14 protein-coding genes and 1 pseudogene are annotated in these 17293 nt (G+C 45.2%); 11 read left to right on the plus strand and 4 right to left on the minus strand.

Features of this window, described 5'->3' with window-relative positions; translation table 11 throughout:
- The first annotated feature begins 67 nt into the window (after window positions 1-67).
- Window positions 68-844, plus strand: coding sequence for a DeoR/GlpR family DNA-binding transcription regulator (locus MNQ98_RS01845; RefSeq protein WP_241931650.1), 777 nt, complete (start codon window positions 68-70; stop codon window positions 842-844).
- A gap of 85 nt (window positions 845-929) precedes the next feature.
- Here MNQ98_RS01845 and MNQ98_RS01850 read toward each other — a convergent pair whose 3' ends face one another.
- Together MNQ98_RS01850 and MNQ98_RS01855 are read right to left on the minus strand one after the other, a co-directional pair.
- A complete protein-coding gene (locus MNQ98_RS01850; protein ID WP_241931651.1) occupies window positions 930-2285 on the minus strand; it encodes a sensor histidine kinase in 1356 nt (451 codons plus the stop codon).
- Complete coding sequence (locus MNQ98_RS01855) at window positions 2263-3000, minus strand: response regulator transcription factor (protein ID WP_241931652.1); 738 nt, start codon at window positions 2998-3000, stop codon at window positions 2263-2265. Before MNQ98_RS01855 ends, MNQ98_RS01850 begins: the two co-directional genes overlap by 23 nt.
- Before the next feature lie 158 nt (window positions 3001-3158).
- Here MNQ98_RS01855 and MNQ98_RS01860 point away from each other — a divergent pair, with 158 nt between their 5' ends.
- The 10 genes and pseudogenes from MNQ98_RS01860 to MNQ98_RS01900 all read left to right on the plus strand — a co-directional run bounded on the left by MNQ98_RS01860 (window position 3159) and on the right by MNQ98_RS01900 (window position 15487).
- Window positions 3159-3809, plus strand: coding sequence for a hypothetical protein (locus MNQ98_RS01860; protein WP_241931653.1), 651 nt, complete (start codon window positions 3159-3161; stop codon window positions 3807-3809).
- A gap of 219 nt (window positions 3810-4028) precedes the next feature.
- Window positions 4029-4625: a LysE family translocator gene (locus MNQ98_RS01865; protein WP_241931654.1), complete on the plus strand. Its 597-nt coding sequence runs from the start codon at window positions 4029-4031 to the stop codon at window positions 4623-4625.
- Between the two features lie 5 nt (window positions 4626-4630).
- Complete coding sequence (locus MNQ98_RS01870; protein WP_241931655.1) at window positions 4631-5410, plus strand: AraC family transcriptional regulator; 780 nt, start codon at window positions 4631-4633, stop codon at window positions 5408-5410.
- A gap of 221 nt (window positions 5411-5631) precedes the next feature.
- Window positions 5632-6102 (plus strand): hypothetical protein, encoded by a 471-nt coding sequence (locus MNQ98_RS01875; RefSeq protein WP_241931656.1) that lies wholly within the window; start codon window positions 5632-5634, stop codon window positions 6100-6102.
- A gap of 18 nt (window positions 6103-6120) precedes the next feature.
- Window positions 6121-6255: pseudogene (locus tag MNQ98_RS29790) on the plus strand (pullulanase-associated domain-containing protein); the annotation flags it as partial.
- A gap of 488 nt (window positions 6256-6743) precedes the next feature.
- Window positions 6744-7619 carry a DUF6612 family protein gene (locus MNQ98_RS01880; protein WP_241931657.1) on the plus strand — a complete coding sequence of 292 codons (876 nt, stop codon included), beginning with the start codon at window positions 6744-6746 and terminating at the stop codon, window positions 7617-7619.
- 414 nt (window positions 7620-8033) lie between these two features.
- Window positions 8034-11747, plus strand: coding sequence for a pullulanase (locus MNQ98_RS01885; RefSeq protein ID WP_241931658.1), 3714 nt, complete (start codon window positions 8034-8036; stop codon window positions 11745-11747).
- A gap of 379 nt (window positions 11748-12126) precedes the next feature.
- Window positions 12127-13602: an MDR family MFS transporter gene (locus tag MNQ98_RS01890; RefSeq protein WP_241933817.1), complete on the plus strand. Its 1476-nt coding sequence runs from the start codon at window positions 12127-12129 to the stop codon at window positions 13600-13602.
- A 122-nt stretch (window positions 13603-13724) separates the two neighbouring features.
- Window positions 13725-14735, plus strand: coding sequence for a helix-turn-helix transcriptional regulator (locus MNQ98_RS01895; protein ID WP_241931659.1), 1011 nt, complete (start codon window positions 13725-13727; stop codon window positions 14733-14735).
- Between the two features lie 2 nt (window positions 14736-14737).
- Window positions 14738-15487, plus strand: a complete 750-nt coding sequence (locus tag MNQ98_RS01900; RefSeq protein ID WP_241931660.1) for an SDR family NAD(P)-dependent oxidoreductase — start codon at window positions 14738-14740, stop codon at window positions 15485-15487.
- Between the two features lie 184 nt (window positions 15488-15671).
- Here the strand turns inward: MNQ98_RS01900 and MNQ98_RS01905 are convergent, their stop codons facing one another.
- Complete coding sequence (locus MNQ98_RS01905) at window positions 15672-16829, minus strand: MFS transporter (RefSeq protein WP_241931661.1); 1158 nt, start codon at window positions 16827-16829, stop codon at window positions 15672-15674.
- The gene (locus tag MNQ98_RS01910) at window positions 16826-17215 is read right to left on the minus strand and encodes a MerR family transcriptional regulator (RefSeq protein WP_241931662.1); all 390 of its coding nucleotides are present in this window, start codon (window positions 17213-17215) and stop codon (window positions 16826-16828) included. The genes MNQ98_RS01905 and MNQ98_RS01910 overlap by 4 nt, the downstream gene beginning before the upstream one ends.
- Between the last annotated feature and the right edge of the window lie 78 nt (window positions 17216-17293).

Genomic DNA, 17293 nt, shown 5'->3' on the forward strand with positions numbered 1-17293 from the left:
ACACTGAATAAAAACAACATCAATACACATGAAACCAATGTAATATCCATAACAGGAGGAAAGAGATATGTCCTTAACCTATGAAGAACGAAGGCAAACGATTCTTGCTCAGTTAAGTATTGAAGGGAAAGTGCAGGTGCACGCTCTTGCCGGGTTATTCAATGTCTCTACGGAAACGATCCGGCGCGACCTGGACCGATTGGAGAAGGAAGGAAGGCTGCGCAAAGTATATGGCGGCGCTGTACAGGTACGTTCCGAGTGGATCGAGCCGACGTTTATAAAGAGGTCCCAGATGTTTCAAAGCGAGAAGCAGACTATTGGGAAAATGGCGGCCTCCCTCGTTAAGGATGGGGAAACGGTTATGCTGGATAACGGTACAACCACGCTGGAAATCATGCGGCATCTTAAAGACCGTGCCGATGTGACAGTCATTACTAACTTTGTGCCAATTCTGACGTGCGCGTTGGAAGATTTCCAGGGGAAAATTATTTTTGCGGGCGGCGAGGTGAATATGGGCATTCAAGCGGCAACAGGACCTATCGCTTATCAGCTGTTGGATCAGTTTAAGGTGAACAAGGCGTTTATTTCTGCAGGCGGCATCTCGCTCTCGGACGGCATAACCGAGTACAATGTGGATGAAGCGTTGCTGTCTCGGAAAATGATGTCCAGAACGGAAGAGGCCATTGTTGTCGCGGACCATTCCAAGTTCGGCGTTACAACGTTTGCCCATATTGCACCTATTGAGCAAATATCCATGATTGTGACTGACTCAGGCTGTTCCCAGGAATGGATTGATGCGCTGAACAGGCTAGATGTTGAAGTTCTGACAGGCGAGAGGGCATAACCGGGATACAACTAAAAATCCAAAACCTTTGAGGCTTTGGATTTTTAATAGTTCCGCCTGAATCTGAACTCATAGCGAAGACCAGTTAAATATGTGCTACTGCAGGGAATTTCATCGAGATCACCGCTCCGCCTTCTCTAAGGTTGCCTGCCGTGATCAGCCCTCCACAACGCTCGACGATTGCACGGGAGATGGCCAGTCCGAGTCCCGAATCTCCGTCTTTTCCTTTGACAAATCGCTGGAACAGATAAGGAAGCAGGTCTTCCGGTATTCCTGGTCCATCATCGGTGACCGATATTTCAACACGGCTATTTTTGATTTCAGCATGAATATATATTTGTTGTTTCGCATAACGGGTTGCATTAGAGACGACATTAAGCAGCGCCTGCAACAGCTTTTCCCTGTCGGCATGAACTGTTAGTGATTCATAATCATCGTACGACGTATGCAGTGTCAGTCCTTTTTGTATCAATAAAGGGTTCATGCGTTCAATAGTTTCAATAAGCAGGTCCTTCAGACAAACCTCCGTAGGTTGAAATATATCTTCCTCACTGTCCAGCTTGGCAAGCAGTGTTATTTCTGTAACGATGTTTTTCAACCGGCCGCTCTCACTTACAATAATATCTAAGCCCTTTCGGACACTTTCACCTTCAAAAATGCCGTCTCTGATCCCTTCAGCATAACCGGAAATAGACATTAGGGGTGTCTTTAACTCATGGGACGCATTTTGAAAAAATTGCTTCTGAACATGGTTGTACCGTTTCAATTCACCAGCCATATCATATAGCGATTGAGCGACAGACCCAATCTCTCCGCTGGCCTTGATCAGCTTAACGTCTGAAAAGTGACGCTCTTTTACCTTTTTGAGTTCTTCCTGCAGCCTCATTAGTGGTTTGATCAGTTTTTTAGTGATAAATAGACTGAATAGGAACATAAACGCGCCCACCACACAGAAAATGATGAGCAGCCTCTTGAGCAGAGCTTGTTCAATCGCTTTGACTTTGCTCACAGGTGTAAGGAGGGTCAGCGTTCCTTGAGGCGTGGCATTCACTTCAGTAATAAACCGTTTATCCGTCCCGTTCCAAATGTTTTGCAGATTTGAAGTTTCGGGGGTTGAAGACTCCATGATAGTTTCGAAGCGATCCATAGGCACCGAAGTGGACAATACTCTCCCACTCTCATCGGTAAGTATGGCATCAACACTTGTAGCTGCAGGGGAGATGATAATGGGGAATGAGGCGACTGGGTCTTCGATAAGGACACTCGCTGCACTTTCCTGACTCAAGGAAGCGGTCATTACGGCACTCATGGATTTTAACTCTTCTTTTTGAGCTCCCATAAAATGATCTAAAAGTACATGATGGATGACGACAGCCGTGATGGAGAGCACTAGAACGAGTGCGATGCCAAAGACCAAATTAATTTGATATACCAGCTTCATCGGTTTGCACACTCCCTTTTGTTCTCAGACGATAGCCATGTCCCCATACCGCTTCGATCGGCACATGCTCCAACTTTTTTCGCATCCGCTTAATCAGATGATCAACGGCGCGGTCGCTTCCGAAGTAATCATCTCCCCACACAAATGTCAGTAGCTCATCTCTCGTAAAAGCTCGGTTCGGAGAATCGGCGAATACTTTTAACATTAAGAATTCCTTGTTGGTTAGATCTACTTCCTCTCCACACCAAAATACGCGTCTTTCCTCCAGCAGTAGTTGGAGATGGCCCACTTCGAGGCGAGCGTATGTAGTTAGGCTATTTGCTCCTTCTGAGGGGCTGCTCATTTTATACCACCGCTGAAGCTGACGTTTAATACGCGCTACCAGCTCCCGGGGGCTGAACGGCTTGACCAGATAGTCATCGCTTCCAAGCTCCAACCCTAATATTTTGTCAACCTCATTGTCTCTTGCAGAAATCATAATGATCGGCACTTCTGCCTCACTCCGGATTCGTCTACAAAATTCGTACCCGTCCATGCCGGGAAGCATAATGTCGAGTACCCACATGTCCGGTGGGCTTGTCTGCCACAAAGTCCATGCTTCCTCGGCACTGCCGAGACCGATGGTTCGGTAATTTTCCTTTAACAAATAGGCTTCCACAAGATTGCGTATATGTTGATCATCGTCCACTACGGCAATGAGATAGTTTTTATTCATTCAAGGTACCTCCAGATTTTTCTGTATTCAGTATATCAAGCTGGGATCAGTTATGGAGGAGTGCCATCGTTTTTCCACAAATCAGCCAATGATCTGCCACACCCTTTTCGTAAACTTGGACTTGTAATATATTTGAACCGAAGAGGAGTGTTGTATTCATGAATCATCATCCTATAATTAAAAAGTTGGTCCTGTCCGCTTTGCTGATGTCCACGGTTGCTGCCCCGGCTGTAACGAACGCTGCTAGCGTACCCGAAGAAACAAACCCTACAGCAGTAACCCAAGGCACCTCTGCTCCGGCAGCTAAGGTATTAACGATTTCCATGTCCACTGTAAGCAGACTGGCTGATCCCTTGGAGCTAGCCAAAACCTACGCACCGAATACGCTGGAAGAGTGGGAGAAGACGCTGGAGCAATATAGGAAGATCGTTGGAGAAAAGAGTGGAATTTCATTTGTTACCGTTATGGATAAGACTAACATTACCCCCGCTCAAGCTTATGAGATACTTGATCAAGCTATAGAAGTAAATCTCGATGAGATGATTGTAGACAGTATTGCCATACCGGCGGAAGCTGGAGAAGCGAGCAATCAAGTTTTCTTCTCCTCTGAAGCTGTGGAGGTTAAGAAAATGGCGATTGAAGCTGAAGGATCTGGATCATCTAGCGAAGCGGATCTTGCCTTCGCTAAGGCACGAATCGCTCTATCTGTCGCATCTGAATCCAAAGATGCCACTGAGATTAAGGAAGCTTTAAACAAGCTATTGGCACAGTACAAGCAGCAAATCGCGGATTACGAAACAGCAAAGTAAAGACATAGAGAGAAAAGCTCACAAGAAGAACATATAAGGAGATATTGAAAATAAGACCATCCCTGTTCCAGTCACGGCTGAGACAGGGATTGTTTTATGATTCCGGAATTTTTCTGGAGAAGGGCTGCCTGTGAAGCCCTTTTCTGCAATAATGTACTATTCTTCCATCGACTAAAAGCTCTATAATGCAAGGGAATTTCCTTGTAAGGAGCTAACATCATGAATTTTTCTTCATTTTTTATTTATTGTTTTGTTGTAGCGTTCTCACCTGGTCCGTCCAACATCGTCATTCTGGCGGCGGTTCAGAACGAGGGCATGAAAAAAGCACTACGATATATCGCCGGGGCGTCGCTCGCTTTTTTCATGTTAATCGCTGCCTCGGTTTTCCTGAACAGCAGACTAGGCTCCGGGATGCCAGCTATATTGTCATTCATGCGCATCGGGGGCAGCTTGTTCATGCTGTACCTGGCTTATCAAATCTACAGAATGGATGTATCCAACAACGCCTCTAAGCAGGCTACTTCATTTACGTCTGGTTTTCTGACGCAGTTTTTGAATCCTAAGGTTGTTGTGTTTACGCTAACCGTCATTCCAAGTTTTGTGATGCCGTATTATACATCGGGACCTGTACTATCAGCATTCGTAGTTATTGTGACGTTGATTGGGGTGGCCGCTTATGTGACTTGGGCGGTGTGTGGTACCCTTTTTCAAGGAATTATGCAAAAATATCAGAAGGCGAGTCAGACGATACTCGCATTGTTGCTGGTCTATTCAGCGATTACCGTGTCCGGCATCACGGAGTTCATAAAGGGGTGAAAGGGATGGAGCGCTTTATATATAAAAAATCGGCAGGGATTACTGCGCTATCAGCAAGTCTTACCGATTTCAAATATAAAATGCACTGTCATGAAGAGTATGCCCTGGGTGTAACCCTGCGTGGAATTCAAAAGTACGAACTTGACGGCAGCCAGCAGGCCTCCCACGAAAACGGTGTGATGCTGTTTCATCCGGAGCAAAATCATGACGGCTGGTCACAAGAAAAAACAGGTATAGACTACGTGATGATTTATATTCATCCTGAGCTTTTTTTGGAATTGATTCAGAAAAAGGATATTGTCCGATTCTCCACTCCGATCGTGTATCATGCTGGATTAGGGCAGAGCATTCTAAATTTGACCAAGGCCATATTCAACGATATGCCAGATGCTTTATGCAGCGAGCTGCTGCTGGGGATTGCCGGGAATTTTTCAGACGATATGTTCCTTACAAAAGGCAAAATAGATAGTATGTTCACGAAGAGGGCCAAAGAAATGATGCACGGTCATCTCGACCATGTTCTGCGTCTGGATGAGTTAAGCAACCAGTTCGGCATGTCCAAGTTTCAGTTCATCCGTTCCTTTAAAGCGAATATGGGAATCTCGCCTTATCAATATTATTTGAACTGCAAGGTGGAACGTGCGAAGCAGTTAATCGAGGACAGCAGGGATGTATATATGGCCGTTACTCAGTGCGGTTTCACAGACTTGGCCCACCTGAACCGTCATTTCAAGAATGTGTATGGAACGACAGCGTATGATTATATGTCCCACTTGGAGAGGTAAGGAGCCGACCACTCAAGATGTGCTGCATTATTAAATTAAAAAGAAAAGGCCATGGATTTGATATGATCCCCTTTAAGTAGACCGTGTGAAAAAGGCGCACTATAGTTTACTTGGAGGGGATTTTTTATGAGTAAAATTTAGGAAGACATACAGCATTGAGTTTAAACAAAAAGCGATGAACATGCGGCTTTTGTTTCAATTTCCAATTGGTGGGTATACTAATGCCAAATCATTTGGGAGGGTATATTCCGATGTGGTTACTTCTCTGTATGACTCTGCTTTTTTCACCGAACCAAGCTATTCCGCAGTTAACTGTAACACAGCCAATTGCAGGTGCGGCTCAAGTAGAGCTTTTTGATACGGACAAAGAGCGTGTAGTAGAAAGGTTCGATAATAGCGCATCGTTCCAGGCGGTGGCGCAAAGCTTATTAAATAGCGTGAATGGTCGGGTCATGGAAATAAATCCATCGCTTTCGAGGGCGATGATCGTCAAGATACCGTTAGCACCACCGAAAAAACTGATCCACAAACCTAGTGGTATCAATACAACGATCAGTGACGTATATGTCATTATGTCGAGAGAAAGACCGCGCCCGTATATGATTTTACGTACTACGGAGAATGAGATTTTGCTAGTTGAGTTTGCGGAAGAGACAGCTGAATTGAAAAAACTCGTTCACTTAACCCCCTGACTTTTGAATTTTCATAAAATGAATGAAATCTGGCTGAAGGAAGGTTCTGACACGGTCTATAACTTTGAACCCGCAGATTTGCCTGCTAATACGGTGCGGATTCACTATGTAAGAGAAGATCAGAAATATGATAATTTCGGATTGTGGCTATGGGAGCGGTCATTACGGCACTCATGGACTTTAACTCTTCTTTTTGAGCCCCCATAAAATGATCTAAAAGTATTTTGGCATACGGTAATAAAGTTAAATTCCATTATGATGTACCTGCATATATCAAAAAGCAATTAGCTGAAGCTGCTAAAAAGCTAAACATGACCGCGAAAAGGAAAGCTAAAGTAAGATAAATCTCCGCAAAGAAAGTTCCAAGGAACTTGATTTGTTCTAAAGCGATGCTCTGATAAGAGTAATCATATGGAAAAATGTGATAAATAAATTGTGGTTACGCTCCTTCTATATCTTACCATCAGTGTAATGTCAAGGTACCGGAAGAAGCAAGGATTCTTCATAAATATGAAATTTTAAAATTACAACTTTATCCTTTTGTCAGGCTTGGTAGTATTTTGTAAAATAGTGTTCGGTCAGGCGTTACAGCCTTTACCAATTCATGAAATAGGATTACATATTTTTAGGAGGAACTAGTTTTGAAAAAATGGACAGCAGGACTACTTAGCGTAATTTTGGTAATGGGGATCACGGCTTGCAGCAAAGACAAAGACAAAGAGGCCGAGAGCGCAGCAACTCCGCCTGCTGCAGAACAGCCGGCTACGGGTAAGACGGACGAAACGAAAACGGGAGCCGCCCCTTCAGTGGATGAATTAATCCAGAAATCGGCTGAGGCAAGCCAGAAGATGAAAAGTTTTTCTATGGATTCCGATATTAAGCAGAACATCGTGGTCAGCGCCGGGGAAAGCAAACAGGAACAAAAAGTGAACATTTCCATGAAAATCGATACCACGTTGGATCCACTGGAAATGTATCAGGAAATGAAGATGGAGATGCCGGGCCAAGGAACGCAGGACATCAAGCAATACATTACGCAAAAGGGCATCTACTCCCAGGTTGACGGCCAATGGGTTCAGATTCCCAAGGAGCAGGAGCAGGAAATTCTTGACAGCATGAAGGCGACCACGCAAGGACCGGAAAAACAGTTGGAGCAGTTTAGAACCATAGCCAAAGACGCCAAGGTAAGCGAAGAAGGCGATCAGTATATCCTGACGGCCGACGTTTCCGGCGATAACCTTAAGGAGCTGGCGAAGACCTACATGGGCCAAGCCGGCGGCGAAAATGAGCAAACTGCGGCGATGCTGGAACAAATGAATATCAAAAGCATGAAGATTACGATTGGCATGAATAAGGATACGTATTTTCCAACCAAGACCGATATGAACATGGTCATGGAAATGGAACAGGAAGGACAGAAGGTCTCTCTTGAAATGGAGATGACTAGCGGACTTTCCAAGCATAACGAAGTCGATAAGATCGAAGTGCCGCAAGAAGCGCTCGACAGCGCGAATTAAGCCAAAATACGAACAAGCAAAAGACGCCGTCGTCCTTTCCTAAGGACGACGGCGTTTTTTTGGCAGTAAGATACCGCTGATGTTTATGGCATCGGCGATATTTGCGTTTATCAAGAACTTTACGGTTGTTCCCATGCTGATCAAAGAGATCTATGATGACATGTCTAGTCAGCTTCCAGATATTATCATCATGAAAACACACTTGACGATTAGTAAAAGCAAGAATAATATGGTATGTGCAAGCGTTTCCACAACATCGTTTTCAAGTTATCGTTCTAGTCGTGGAAAATGAATGAAAAATGGCATTTTTCATGTATATGGCGCTTTTTCAAAAGGAATACCGCACACTTTTGTGAAAACGTTTGCGCAGCGAACAAAAATAATCATTCATCTTAAGAGGAGGTTAAATGAAAAATGGGATTACCAGTAGAAAGGAAGAAATTATGTTCCATTATCATGATTGTCGCTCTCGTATGTTCACTTATCGGTATCACTCCACTCGAAGTACAAGCGGATGCTGCAAAAGATCAGGGTGTAACGAGCGTTGACAAAATTTCTGCCAATCATATACGGGTTCACTATAACCGAGCAGATGGAAATTACGAAAGTAAGGGACTTTGGATTTTTGATGATGTAGCGTCTCCCTCACAAAATTGGGCTACTGGTGCAACAGCCTTCCCTAAAGGGCAAAAGGACAGCTATGGCGCTTATGTTGACATTGAGTTGAAATCCGGTGCCCAAAAAGTCGGGATCGTTGTTGTTGACCGCACAAGCGGTGACAAGGACGGAGGCGACAAAAAGTTGGCTATTGCTTCACCGGAAACGAATGAAATCTGGTTGAAGGAAGGTTCTGACACGGTCTATAACTTTGAACCCACAGATTTGCCTGTTAATACGGTGCGGATTCACTATGTAAGAGAAGATCAGAAATATGATAATTTCGGATTGTGGCTATGGGGAGATGTGGCGGAACCGTCCAAAGACTGGCCCGTGAGCGCAACGAAGTTCCCTTCAGGGCAGAAAGACCGTTATGGGGCTTATGCGGACGTCCTGATTAAAGATAAAGCTCAAAAAATCAATTTTCTTGTTTTGGATCCCGCTAAAGGAGATGCGGGTAAAGATGCTGGTGACAAGAGTTTCAGTCTTTTGGATAAGTACAATCATCTTTTCATAAAAGAAGGGGATAACAACGTATACATTTCACCTTACGGCGAAATGGCTACCGGGCTGGTATCAGCTGAGATTTTATCTCCTGGCAAAATGCAGCTTGGCTTTACAATGACAGAAGGATTAGAAGCGGATACTCTAAAAAAAGAAATTGAGGTCAAGGATAAAGACGGTAAACCGGTGAGAATTGGTTCCGTTAAAATCACTGGTGAAAAGAATGTTGAAATCACCTCACATTTCAAACTCGATGATGCGCCGTTCGGTGTGACCTATTCCGGCAAAACAGTATCTGCCGCAAATGGCTGGAGAATGCTGGATGAAATGTACTATTACGATGGCAATGATCTCGGTGCTACATATGAAGCTGATGGCGGCGTTATGCTCAAACTATGGGCTCCGCTCGCAAGCAACGTAAAAGTCAACTTTTATAGTAAAGAGAACTCCTCCAAGTTGATTGGCAATGCCCAGTTGAGCAAAGGGGATAAAGGTGTCTGGAGCACTCAGGTAAAACCGAGCCAATTGGATGTTCAGGATCTGAATGGATATTTTTATCAGTATGAAGTAACAAACAACGGTGTGACGAAAAAAGTACTGGATCCCTATGCTAAATCGATGGCCGAATTCAGAGTGAATACGAAAGGCGAACCTGGACCGGACGGCGATACTGTTGGTAAGGCTGCCATTGTGGATTTGAGTAAAACGAATCCGGCAGGCTTTAGCTCTGCGAACATTCCCGGTTATGAGAAGAGAGAGGATGCTATCATCTGGGAAATTCATGTTAGAGACTTTACTTCAGACCCTTCCATTGAAGGAGATTTGCACAATGCAACGTGGGGATCATACGATGCCTTTAAACACAAGCTCGATTACATCAAATCACTCGGAGTAACACATGTTCAATTACTTCCTGTCATGGCATGGTACTACGGGGATGAAGCCGCGATGAAGACCAGAGAACTGGAATACTCGGCACAAAACAATGAATATAACTGGGGCTATGACCCCCACAGTTACTTCTCGCCGGATGGAGCCTATTCCCAAAATCCGAAAGATCCGGAATTGAGAGTCAAGGAACTGAAAGCGATGATTGATGCTATTCACGAGGCAGATATGGGCGTCGTACTTGACGTGGTCTACACGCATATGGCGAAGGCGGATTTCCTAAATGATATCGTGCCTAACTACTATGCGTTCCAGGATGCAACCGGAAACTTTATCGGGGGCTTCGGGAATAATCTGGCTACGAATCATAAAATGGCTGAGAAGCTGATGGTCGACTCGGTTAAGTACTGGTTCGATGAATACAAAATCGACGGTATGCGCTGGGATATGATGGGTGATGCGACCTACGAATCTGTACAAAAAGCCTATGATGCAGCAGCCGCAATCAATCCTGACGCGTTGTTTATTGGCGAAGGATGGAGAACATTTGGCGGACATCTGTCCGATCCTTCCCTGGCAGGGAAAGGGGCAGATCAGGACTGGATGGACAAAACAAACGATGTCGGCGTATTTTCCGATGAATTCCGCAACGAATTGAAATCCGGCTTCGGTCATGAAGGTGAGCCTAGATTTATTACGGGTGGGGCTCGTGATATCGACACTATTTTTAATAACATTAAAGGTCAACCAGGAAATACCAAGGCAGATGATCCAGGAGATATAGTTCAGTATATCGAGGCGCATGACAATTTGCCGCTGTATGATATTATTGCGCAGTCGATCAAGAAGGACCCTTCGATTGCGGCTAATGATCAGGAAATTCATAAGCGCATCCGGCTCGGTAACCTGCTCACGCTGACTTCGCAAGGTACGGCGTTTCTTCATGCTGGACAGGAATACGGCAGAACGAAGCAGTGGAAAGGGGAAGGAGTGCCTGAACAGAAATATCATGAGTTAAAGGATGAATCCGGGAAAGCCTTCGGTTATTTCGTTCATGACTCTTATGATTCTTCGGACGCAATCAATATGTTTGAATGGAATAAAGCAACAAATGGCGTGAAGTATCCTGAGAATTATAAAACTAAACAATTTACGGCAGGGTTGATTGAGTTAAGAAAGTCAACAGATGCGTTTAGATTGGGCAGCCAATCTCTGGTTAACTCGAATGTTACACTGCTCCAGGCTTCAGAAGTCAAAGATCAGGATCTGATTATTGCTTATAAGAACAAGGCTACGGATGGAACGGGAGTTTATTATGTATTTGTGAACGCCGATCAGAAAGAGAGAACACTAACACTACGTGAAGATCTGACTCCAGGTATTGTCCTTGTCGATCAGGATGAGGCGGGAACCACCGGTGTATCGACTAAATCAGGTTTTACATTAACATCGAAGTCTATCACACTAGAGCCACTAACTTCGGTTGTTATTAAGATGGAATCGGCTGCCGGTGGCGATTCTGAAGAAGGAAAGACATTTACGGATATCAGTGGTCACTGGGCAGAAACTTCCATAAAAGAGCTTGCAGCCAAGCAGATCGTGAAGGGCACAAGTGACACGAAGTTCAGCCCGGATCAGCAGCTGACACGGGCACAGTTTGCAGCGATGCTCGTTCGGTCCTTGAACCTTAGTGATCAAGGCCAAGAAAGCGTAGCATTCAAAGATGTGGATAGTAAAGCGTGGTATGCATCGGCTGTGGCGACAGCCTATCATCATGGGCTGGTGAGTGGTAAAGGCAAGGATGTTTTCGCACCGAATGCCGCTATCACCCGTGAAGAAACGGCCGTCATGCTTCTCCGTGCTTACCAAACGAAGGGGAATGTCTTCTCCTCGTCAGAGGAAGCGCCAGTATTAAAGGACAAAGAGCAAATTTCACCTTGGGCAGCCAAAAAAGTGAATGAAGCCTTGTCGCTTGGTCTCATGAAAGGACACGCCAACGGCAAGTTTGCGCCTAAGGCGGCAACAACTCGTGCAGAAAGCTCACAGGCCATTGTGAACCTGTGGAATCAACTTCAGTAATGATCTGTTTGGAAAGGAAATAGGGATATCTCTCAGAAAAAAGAAGAAGCAGGTCGCTCAAGGATTCATCCTTGGGCGGCCTGCTTTGATTTGTTTTTAAAATGGACAAGCACGAAGCATCTTACAACAGACAAAAGGGGTCAGCCAAGCAAATGAGGAGATGGCGCGACACCTTACCGCAAGTTAAGGGGACCAAAGAGAAGACCATGTAATGGGTATTTCTTTCTTGCCATACAGTTGTCAACAAGGGTGGTTTATGCTGTTTTCAGAAAGAGGTTATCGAAACTTCCATGAAGGAAAGGACGGAATTTGAGTGAATAAATCACCAAACACAAACAAAATCGGAGTCGTTATTACGGGATTGCTGCTCGCGATTCTTATGGCTTCAATGGACAACACGATTGTGGCAACCGCGATGGGAACCATTATCGGCGAGATTGGAGGTCTCGACAAGTTTGTCTGGGCTACTTCAGCGTATATGGTTGCGGAAATGGCTGGCATGCCGATCTTCGGCAAGCTGTCGGATATGTACGGTCGAAAACGGTTTTTCATTTTCGGGATCATCGTGTTTATGATCGGTTCAGCCCTGTGCGGGACAGCGGAGTCCATCGTTCAGCTGAGTCTGTACAGAGCAGTTCAAGGCATTGGGGCAGGCGCGATGGTATCGATCGCTTTCACGATTATGTTCGATGTCGTCGCACCTGAGAACAGAGGCAAGATGACGGGTATGTTCGGAGCGTTGTTCGGTTTATCGAGCATTGCGGCTCCACTGCTTGGCGGTTACATCACGGAACATATTCACTGGGTGTGGATTTTCTACATCAACTTGCCGCTCGGTCTGATTGCTTTCTTCCTGATCGTGCTCTTCTACAAGGAATCGGCGGAGCATTCCAGACAGAAGATCGATTTTCTCGGCGCGATCCTGTTAGTGGGGGCTGTCATCTGCCTGATGTTCGCTGTTGAACTGGGCGGTAAACAGTATGCATGGGATTCCCCGCAAATTATCGGTATGTTTGCAGGTTTTGTTGTCCTGAGTGTTCTGCTTGTGTTTGTAGAAAAAAGAGCGGCTGAGCCGATCATTTCATTCCGTATGTTCCGCAATCGGCTGTTCACGACAAGCAATCTGGTCGCCATGCTCAGCGGCGCGGCGTTTATGACGGCCTCCATGTTCATTCCGATTTACATCCAAGGCGTGCTGGGCGGTACAGCTTCGAATGCCGGGCTTGTACTGCTTCCGATGATGGTCGGTTCAGTCGTGACGGCAACTGTGGGTGGATACTTAATGTCTAAGCTACCGTACCGTTCCATTCTCATTCCGACACTCCTGGTTCTGATCGCAGGACTTGCACTTTTGACCGCATTGAACACAGCATCACCGCGGCTTCTCATCACGGTGTATATGATTCTGGTCGGTCTCGGCATCGGGTCCTCCTTCTCGGTGCTCAGCAGCGCGGCCATCCATTCGTTTCCGGCTGCGCAGCGGGGCGCGGCAACTTCTACGCTGAATTTTAATCGTTCACTTGGCATGACACTGGGCATTACGATATTCGGGATATTGCAAAGCCATTCGCTTACCGGCAAGCTCACGGAGGCCTTCGGCAGCAACGGAGCGGAGAATATGGCCTCAGCCGGTGTGGACTTTAGTGATCCGTATGTATTACTGAATCCCACAGTACGCCAATCTATGGATGTGTCCGCACTCAGCACCATTACGGAAGGATTATCATCATCGATTGCAGGGACTTTTGCTTGGAGTCTTATCCCGGCCGTTCTGGCTTTGGCGGCAGCGTTTGGCATGACGAAGGAGAAGCTGGACCCGGAAGCACAGGATGAGGATTATGCGACTTCTCATTAATATGATTGTGCTGCATGGTATTTACACCATGCAGCATATCAATCTATCTAAATCTATCCCAGTATCGAGAAAATAAGTGGTATATAATGGAATGTATTGATGTTTTGAGGGGAGCGGACGAAATGAAACTCGAACGGCTCATGGCGATCACGATGATTTTATTAAACCGCAGGCGGGTGCAAGCACAGGAATTGGCAGATAAGCTGGAAGTATCGCTACGTACCATCTATCGGGATTTGGAGTCACTCAGTCTTGCTGGTATTCCTATTGTGTCGTATACGGGAATGGAGGGCGGCTATGAGATCATGGATAACTTTCGTCTGGACCGGCAGATGCTGTCTTTTGATGAGCTTGTTGCCCTGTCTACCGCGCTTCGTGGTCTTCAATCGACACAGGCACTCGATCCAACCAATATAGATCGTCTGCTCGACAAGGTAGGGGCTTTGGTTTCCCAGGCAGAGCAGGGACGTCTCGGAGACAGTGATCTGGTGCAGATTGATTTTACCCCATGGAAAAAAAGTGAGGCGGAACGAGATAAATATGAAGCGGTGCATCAGGCAGTAAAAGACAATAAGCTGATCCTCTTTCATTATACGGATGCTAAAGGCGATGACACGGAGCGCAAAATCGAACCCATGGGACTTGCGCTTAAGGGGTACGCTTGGTATCTGCACGGTTATTGTTTGAGTCGTGAGGATTACCGGACTTTTAGGCTTTCCCGCATACGGGATCTTCAGGTTCTGTCAGATTCTTTTAATCGACGGGATATGCCGCTTTCGATAATGAACGCGCAATGGGTCAAGCCGAGACAACAGACGATCGATCTCGTGCTTCGTATCTCTGGTGATGCTAAGGTGTATGCTGCAGATCATTTTGATGAGAATGAAATCGAGAGGTTGGCAGACGGCTCACTTCTGGTAAGGGCCAGACTTCCTCATGAGAAGTGGCTTATTAGCTTTTTGCTGCAGATGAAGACGGATGTATTAATTTTGGAACCAGCTCATATCGCTGCGGAGGTAAGGAAGACGGCGCTGGAAGTAGCCGCCTTGTATCTCGATTCCGGTCAACCGGTGTCAGAAAGATTAGGTTATGATCCAAACTTCAATCATTCAGGTGACCTAGGGGGGCATTAATCTTGAATCTTGCAGATAAAGTGGCGATCGTGACGGGTGGCGCACGGGGAATTGGACGTTCGGCGTCCATTCTGTTAGCGAAGCGAGGAGCTAAGGTGGTCGTTAACTACTTAACAAATACAGAAGCAGCTGAATCGTTGGTTGCTGACATTAAGGCTAATGGTGGGGAGGCGGTTGCCTTTCAAGGTGATGTGCGTGAGGAGGATCAGGTTCTGAAGCTTGTTTCCAGAGTGAAGGAGACGTATGGTCGCCTGGATATTTTGGTATGCAACGCGAATATGGGTTTTGTGGCAAAATCTTTTGCCGAGATGTCCTGGGAGGAATTCTCCCCGAAGCTGAATGATGAATTGCGGGCGGCGTTCGTCACGACGAAAGCTGTGATTCCATCCATGATGCAGCAGAAGTCCGGTCGTCTGATCTACATCTCCAGCAGTCTGGGTAAGGACCCTTCCCCATATATGATTGCACATGGGACAGCGAAGGGCGGGCTGAATACGTTCGCTGTATATATTGCGCAAGAGCTTGGTCCGTACGGTATTACCGCCAATGTTGTTGCTCCCGGTCTGGTACAGACGGATGCAACGGCCGGGATGACGAAACAAGAGCTGCAGATGATCGGCAGCTTTACGCCGCTTGGCCGTGTAGCCGAGCCTGATGACGTGGCAGGTGTAATCTCCTTCCTGGCAAGCGACGACGCCCGGTTTGTGACGGGAACGTATACGCCTGTGACAGGTGGACTCACTATGGAATAAGTCTCGCTACCGTCCGATTCCGGAACTTAAAAATAGCCTAAGGAAAAAGCCCTTCATCAAAACAGGTCAGGGATCTGCTTGATGAAGGGCTTGCTGATTTACATAGAGACACAATACTGTTCGTCTCACCATACAGGCTCCGGAAGCGCGATGTAGCGTTATATGACGATGGTTTCTTATTGAGTTATTGCTTTTTTATACAAAACTTTTGGATAACCATAAACATCACAAGTGCTATGCCGACAAGTATGCCGCTTACTAAACCCACATAGTCTATTGAACTTATTCTTATTACTCCTCCACCAATAATTGCCCCTAATCCGATTCCTAAGTACAAAGCCGATGCACTGAAAGAGAGAGTCATTGAAGCCTGACTAGGACTCAATGAAATCAAGTAGGAATTTAAAGCAGGATTAAGTGCAAACCCTGGAATCCCCCATAAAAGGGCAACAATAGAGGCTAGAGCAATAGTCGTATAGCCCGGCGTTAGCAACGTTAATAGTGAAAAAGAGAAAAGGATAATACTGAATCCTCCCAATGACATTTTTAAAGTTGTTGACGCCCCAATTCGATCCGTTCCGTAGCCTCCTATAAGGTTTCCAAATAGGCTACCAATTCCAAAGAGCAGAAGAAACCAACTAATATTATGTAAAGTAGTTATCTTGTTCAGAATAGGTGCTATATACGTATATGTCGCAAAACCACCGATTGTAGCTATAATGCTAACAGTTAACGTCAATAACACTTGGGAATTTAAACTACGTAATCGCGTTCTTAAAGAAACGGTTTCTTCCCTTTCAATAGTTGGCAGAATCATCATAATTCCGATCGTAGTAATAAGCGACATGATCGTAACTAGAAGGAAAGAGTAACGCCAATTTAATGCATTGCCAATCCATGTTCCTATAGGTGCTCCCAAAATTAACCCTAATGTTATACCTGCAGTAATAAAAGATAATGCTTTTCCTCGTTTTGATTCAGGCACTAATCTTGCTGATGCAGCCATTGCTAAAGGGGTGAAAAGGGACGCCGACAGTGCTGCTAATATACGAGTAACAAATAACCATTCAAATGAAGGTACAATGGCAGAAAGCCCATTTGATACCGTAAACACTAACATGGATAGTATAAGTAGTCTTTTGAGTGGTAAATTGAAAGCCAATGTTCCTAAGACGGGTGCACCTATAGCGTAAGCTAAAGCAAAAGCTGTTACTAATTGTCCTGCAGCAACGATGGAAACATTAAGGTCATCAGCAATACTTGGTAATATCCCGGCAATGACAAAATCATCCGTACCGATAATAAAAGTACCTAATATCAAAATAAAAAGACGGTAATTCATTTGATGTCACTACCTTCACCCTGATATTTTACCTTAGTCCAGAATTTAATTAAGTCTTCCAACTCTGATTCAACTTCTTTTAAGTTTTTTATTTGTTCACGAGTTCTTTCTAGTTTTTCCTTGTAAAGAAAGATAGCAGAAGAAGCGCACTCAGAGTTGTTATCTACAGGATGTAGGGATCCACAAGATAAAACAGGATATATCTCCTCGATATTCAAACCTAAGTCAAGGAATAGTTGAACTGCTTTAACCCTCTCCATGTCCTTTTCGCTGTAGATTCGGTACCCATTTTCTAATCGTTTTGGATGAATTAATTTTTTTTCCTCATAATATCGAATGGATCGGATACTGGCTCCGGTTTTAAGTGATAATTCACCTATTTTCATATGGTTCTGCCCTCCATAATTACTAAGTTATACCCATAGTAAAGTATGACATCGTGTGAGGGTCAATAAGAAGTAGCC

The organism is Paenibacillus sp. N3/727 (genome assembly GCF_022637315.1).
GTDB classification, from domain to species: Bacteria; Bacillota; Bacilli; order Paenibacillales; family Paenibacillaceae; genus Paenibacillus_AQ; species Paenibacillus_AQ uliginis.

Excerpts from the sequence above, each read along its gene's own strand:
- MNQ98_RS01845 (WP_241931650.1), top strand. The coding sequence starts at position 68 with ATGTCCTTAACCTATGAAGAACGAAGGCAAACGATTCTTGCTCAGTTA.
- MNQ98_RS01850 (WP_241931651.1), bottom strand. The coding sequence starts at position 2,285 with ATGAAGCTGGTATATCAAATTAATTTGGTCTTTGGCATCGCACTCGTT.
- MNQ98_RS01855 (WP_241931652.1), bottom strand. The coding sequence starts at position 3,000 with ATGAATAAAAACTATCTCATTGCCGTAGTGGACGATGATCAACATATA.
- MNQ98_RS01860 (WP_241931653.1), top strand. The coding sequence starts at position 3,159 with ATGAATCATCATCCTATAATTAAAAAGTTGGTCCTGTCCGCTTTGCTG.
- MNQ98_RS01865 (WP_241931654.1), top strand. The coding sequence starts at position 4,029 with ATGAATTTTTCTTCATTTTTTATTTATTGTTTTGTTGTAGCGTTCTCA.
- MNQ98_RS01870 (WP_241931655.1), top strand. The coding sequence starts at position 4,631 with ATGGAGCGCTTTATATATAAAAAATCGGCAGGGATTACTGCGCTATCA.
- MNQ98_RS01875 (WP_241931656.1), top strand. The coding sequence starts at position 5,632 with ATGCCAAATCATTTGGGAGGGTATATTCCGATGTGGTTACTTCTCTGT.
- MNQ98_RS01885 (WP_241931658.1), top strand. The coding sequence starts at position 8,034 with ATGGGATTACCAGTAGAAAGGAAGAAATTATGTTCCATTATCATGATT.
- MNQ98_RS01890 (WP_241933817.1), top strand. The coding sequence starts at position 12,127 with ATGGCTTCAATGGACAACACGATTGTGGCAACCGCGATGGGAACCATT.
- MNQ98_RS01895 (WP_241931659.1), top strand. The coding sequence starts at position 13,725 with ATGAAACTCGAACGGCTCATGGCGATCACGATGATTTTATTAAACCGC.
- MNQ98_RS01905 (WP_241931661.1), bottom strand. The coding sequence starts at position 16,829 with ATGAATTACCGTCTTTTTATTTTGATATTAGGTACTTTTATTATCGGT.
- MNQ98_RS01910 (WP_241931662.1), bottom strand. The coding sequence starts at position 17,215 with ATGAAAATAGGTGAATTATCACTTAAAACCGGAGCCAGTATCCGATCC.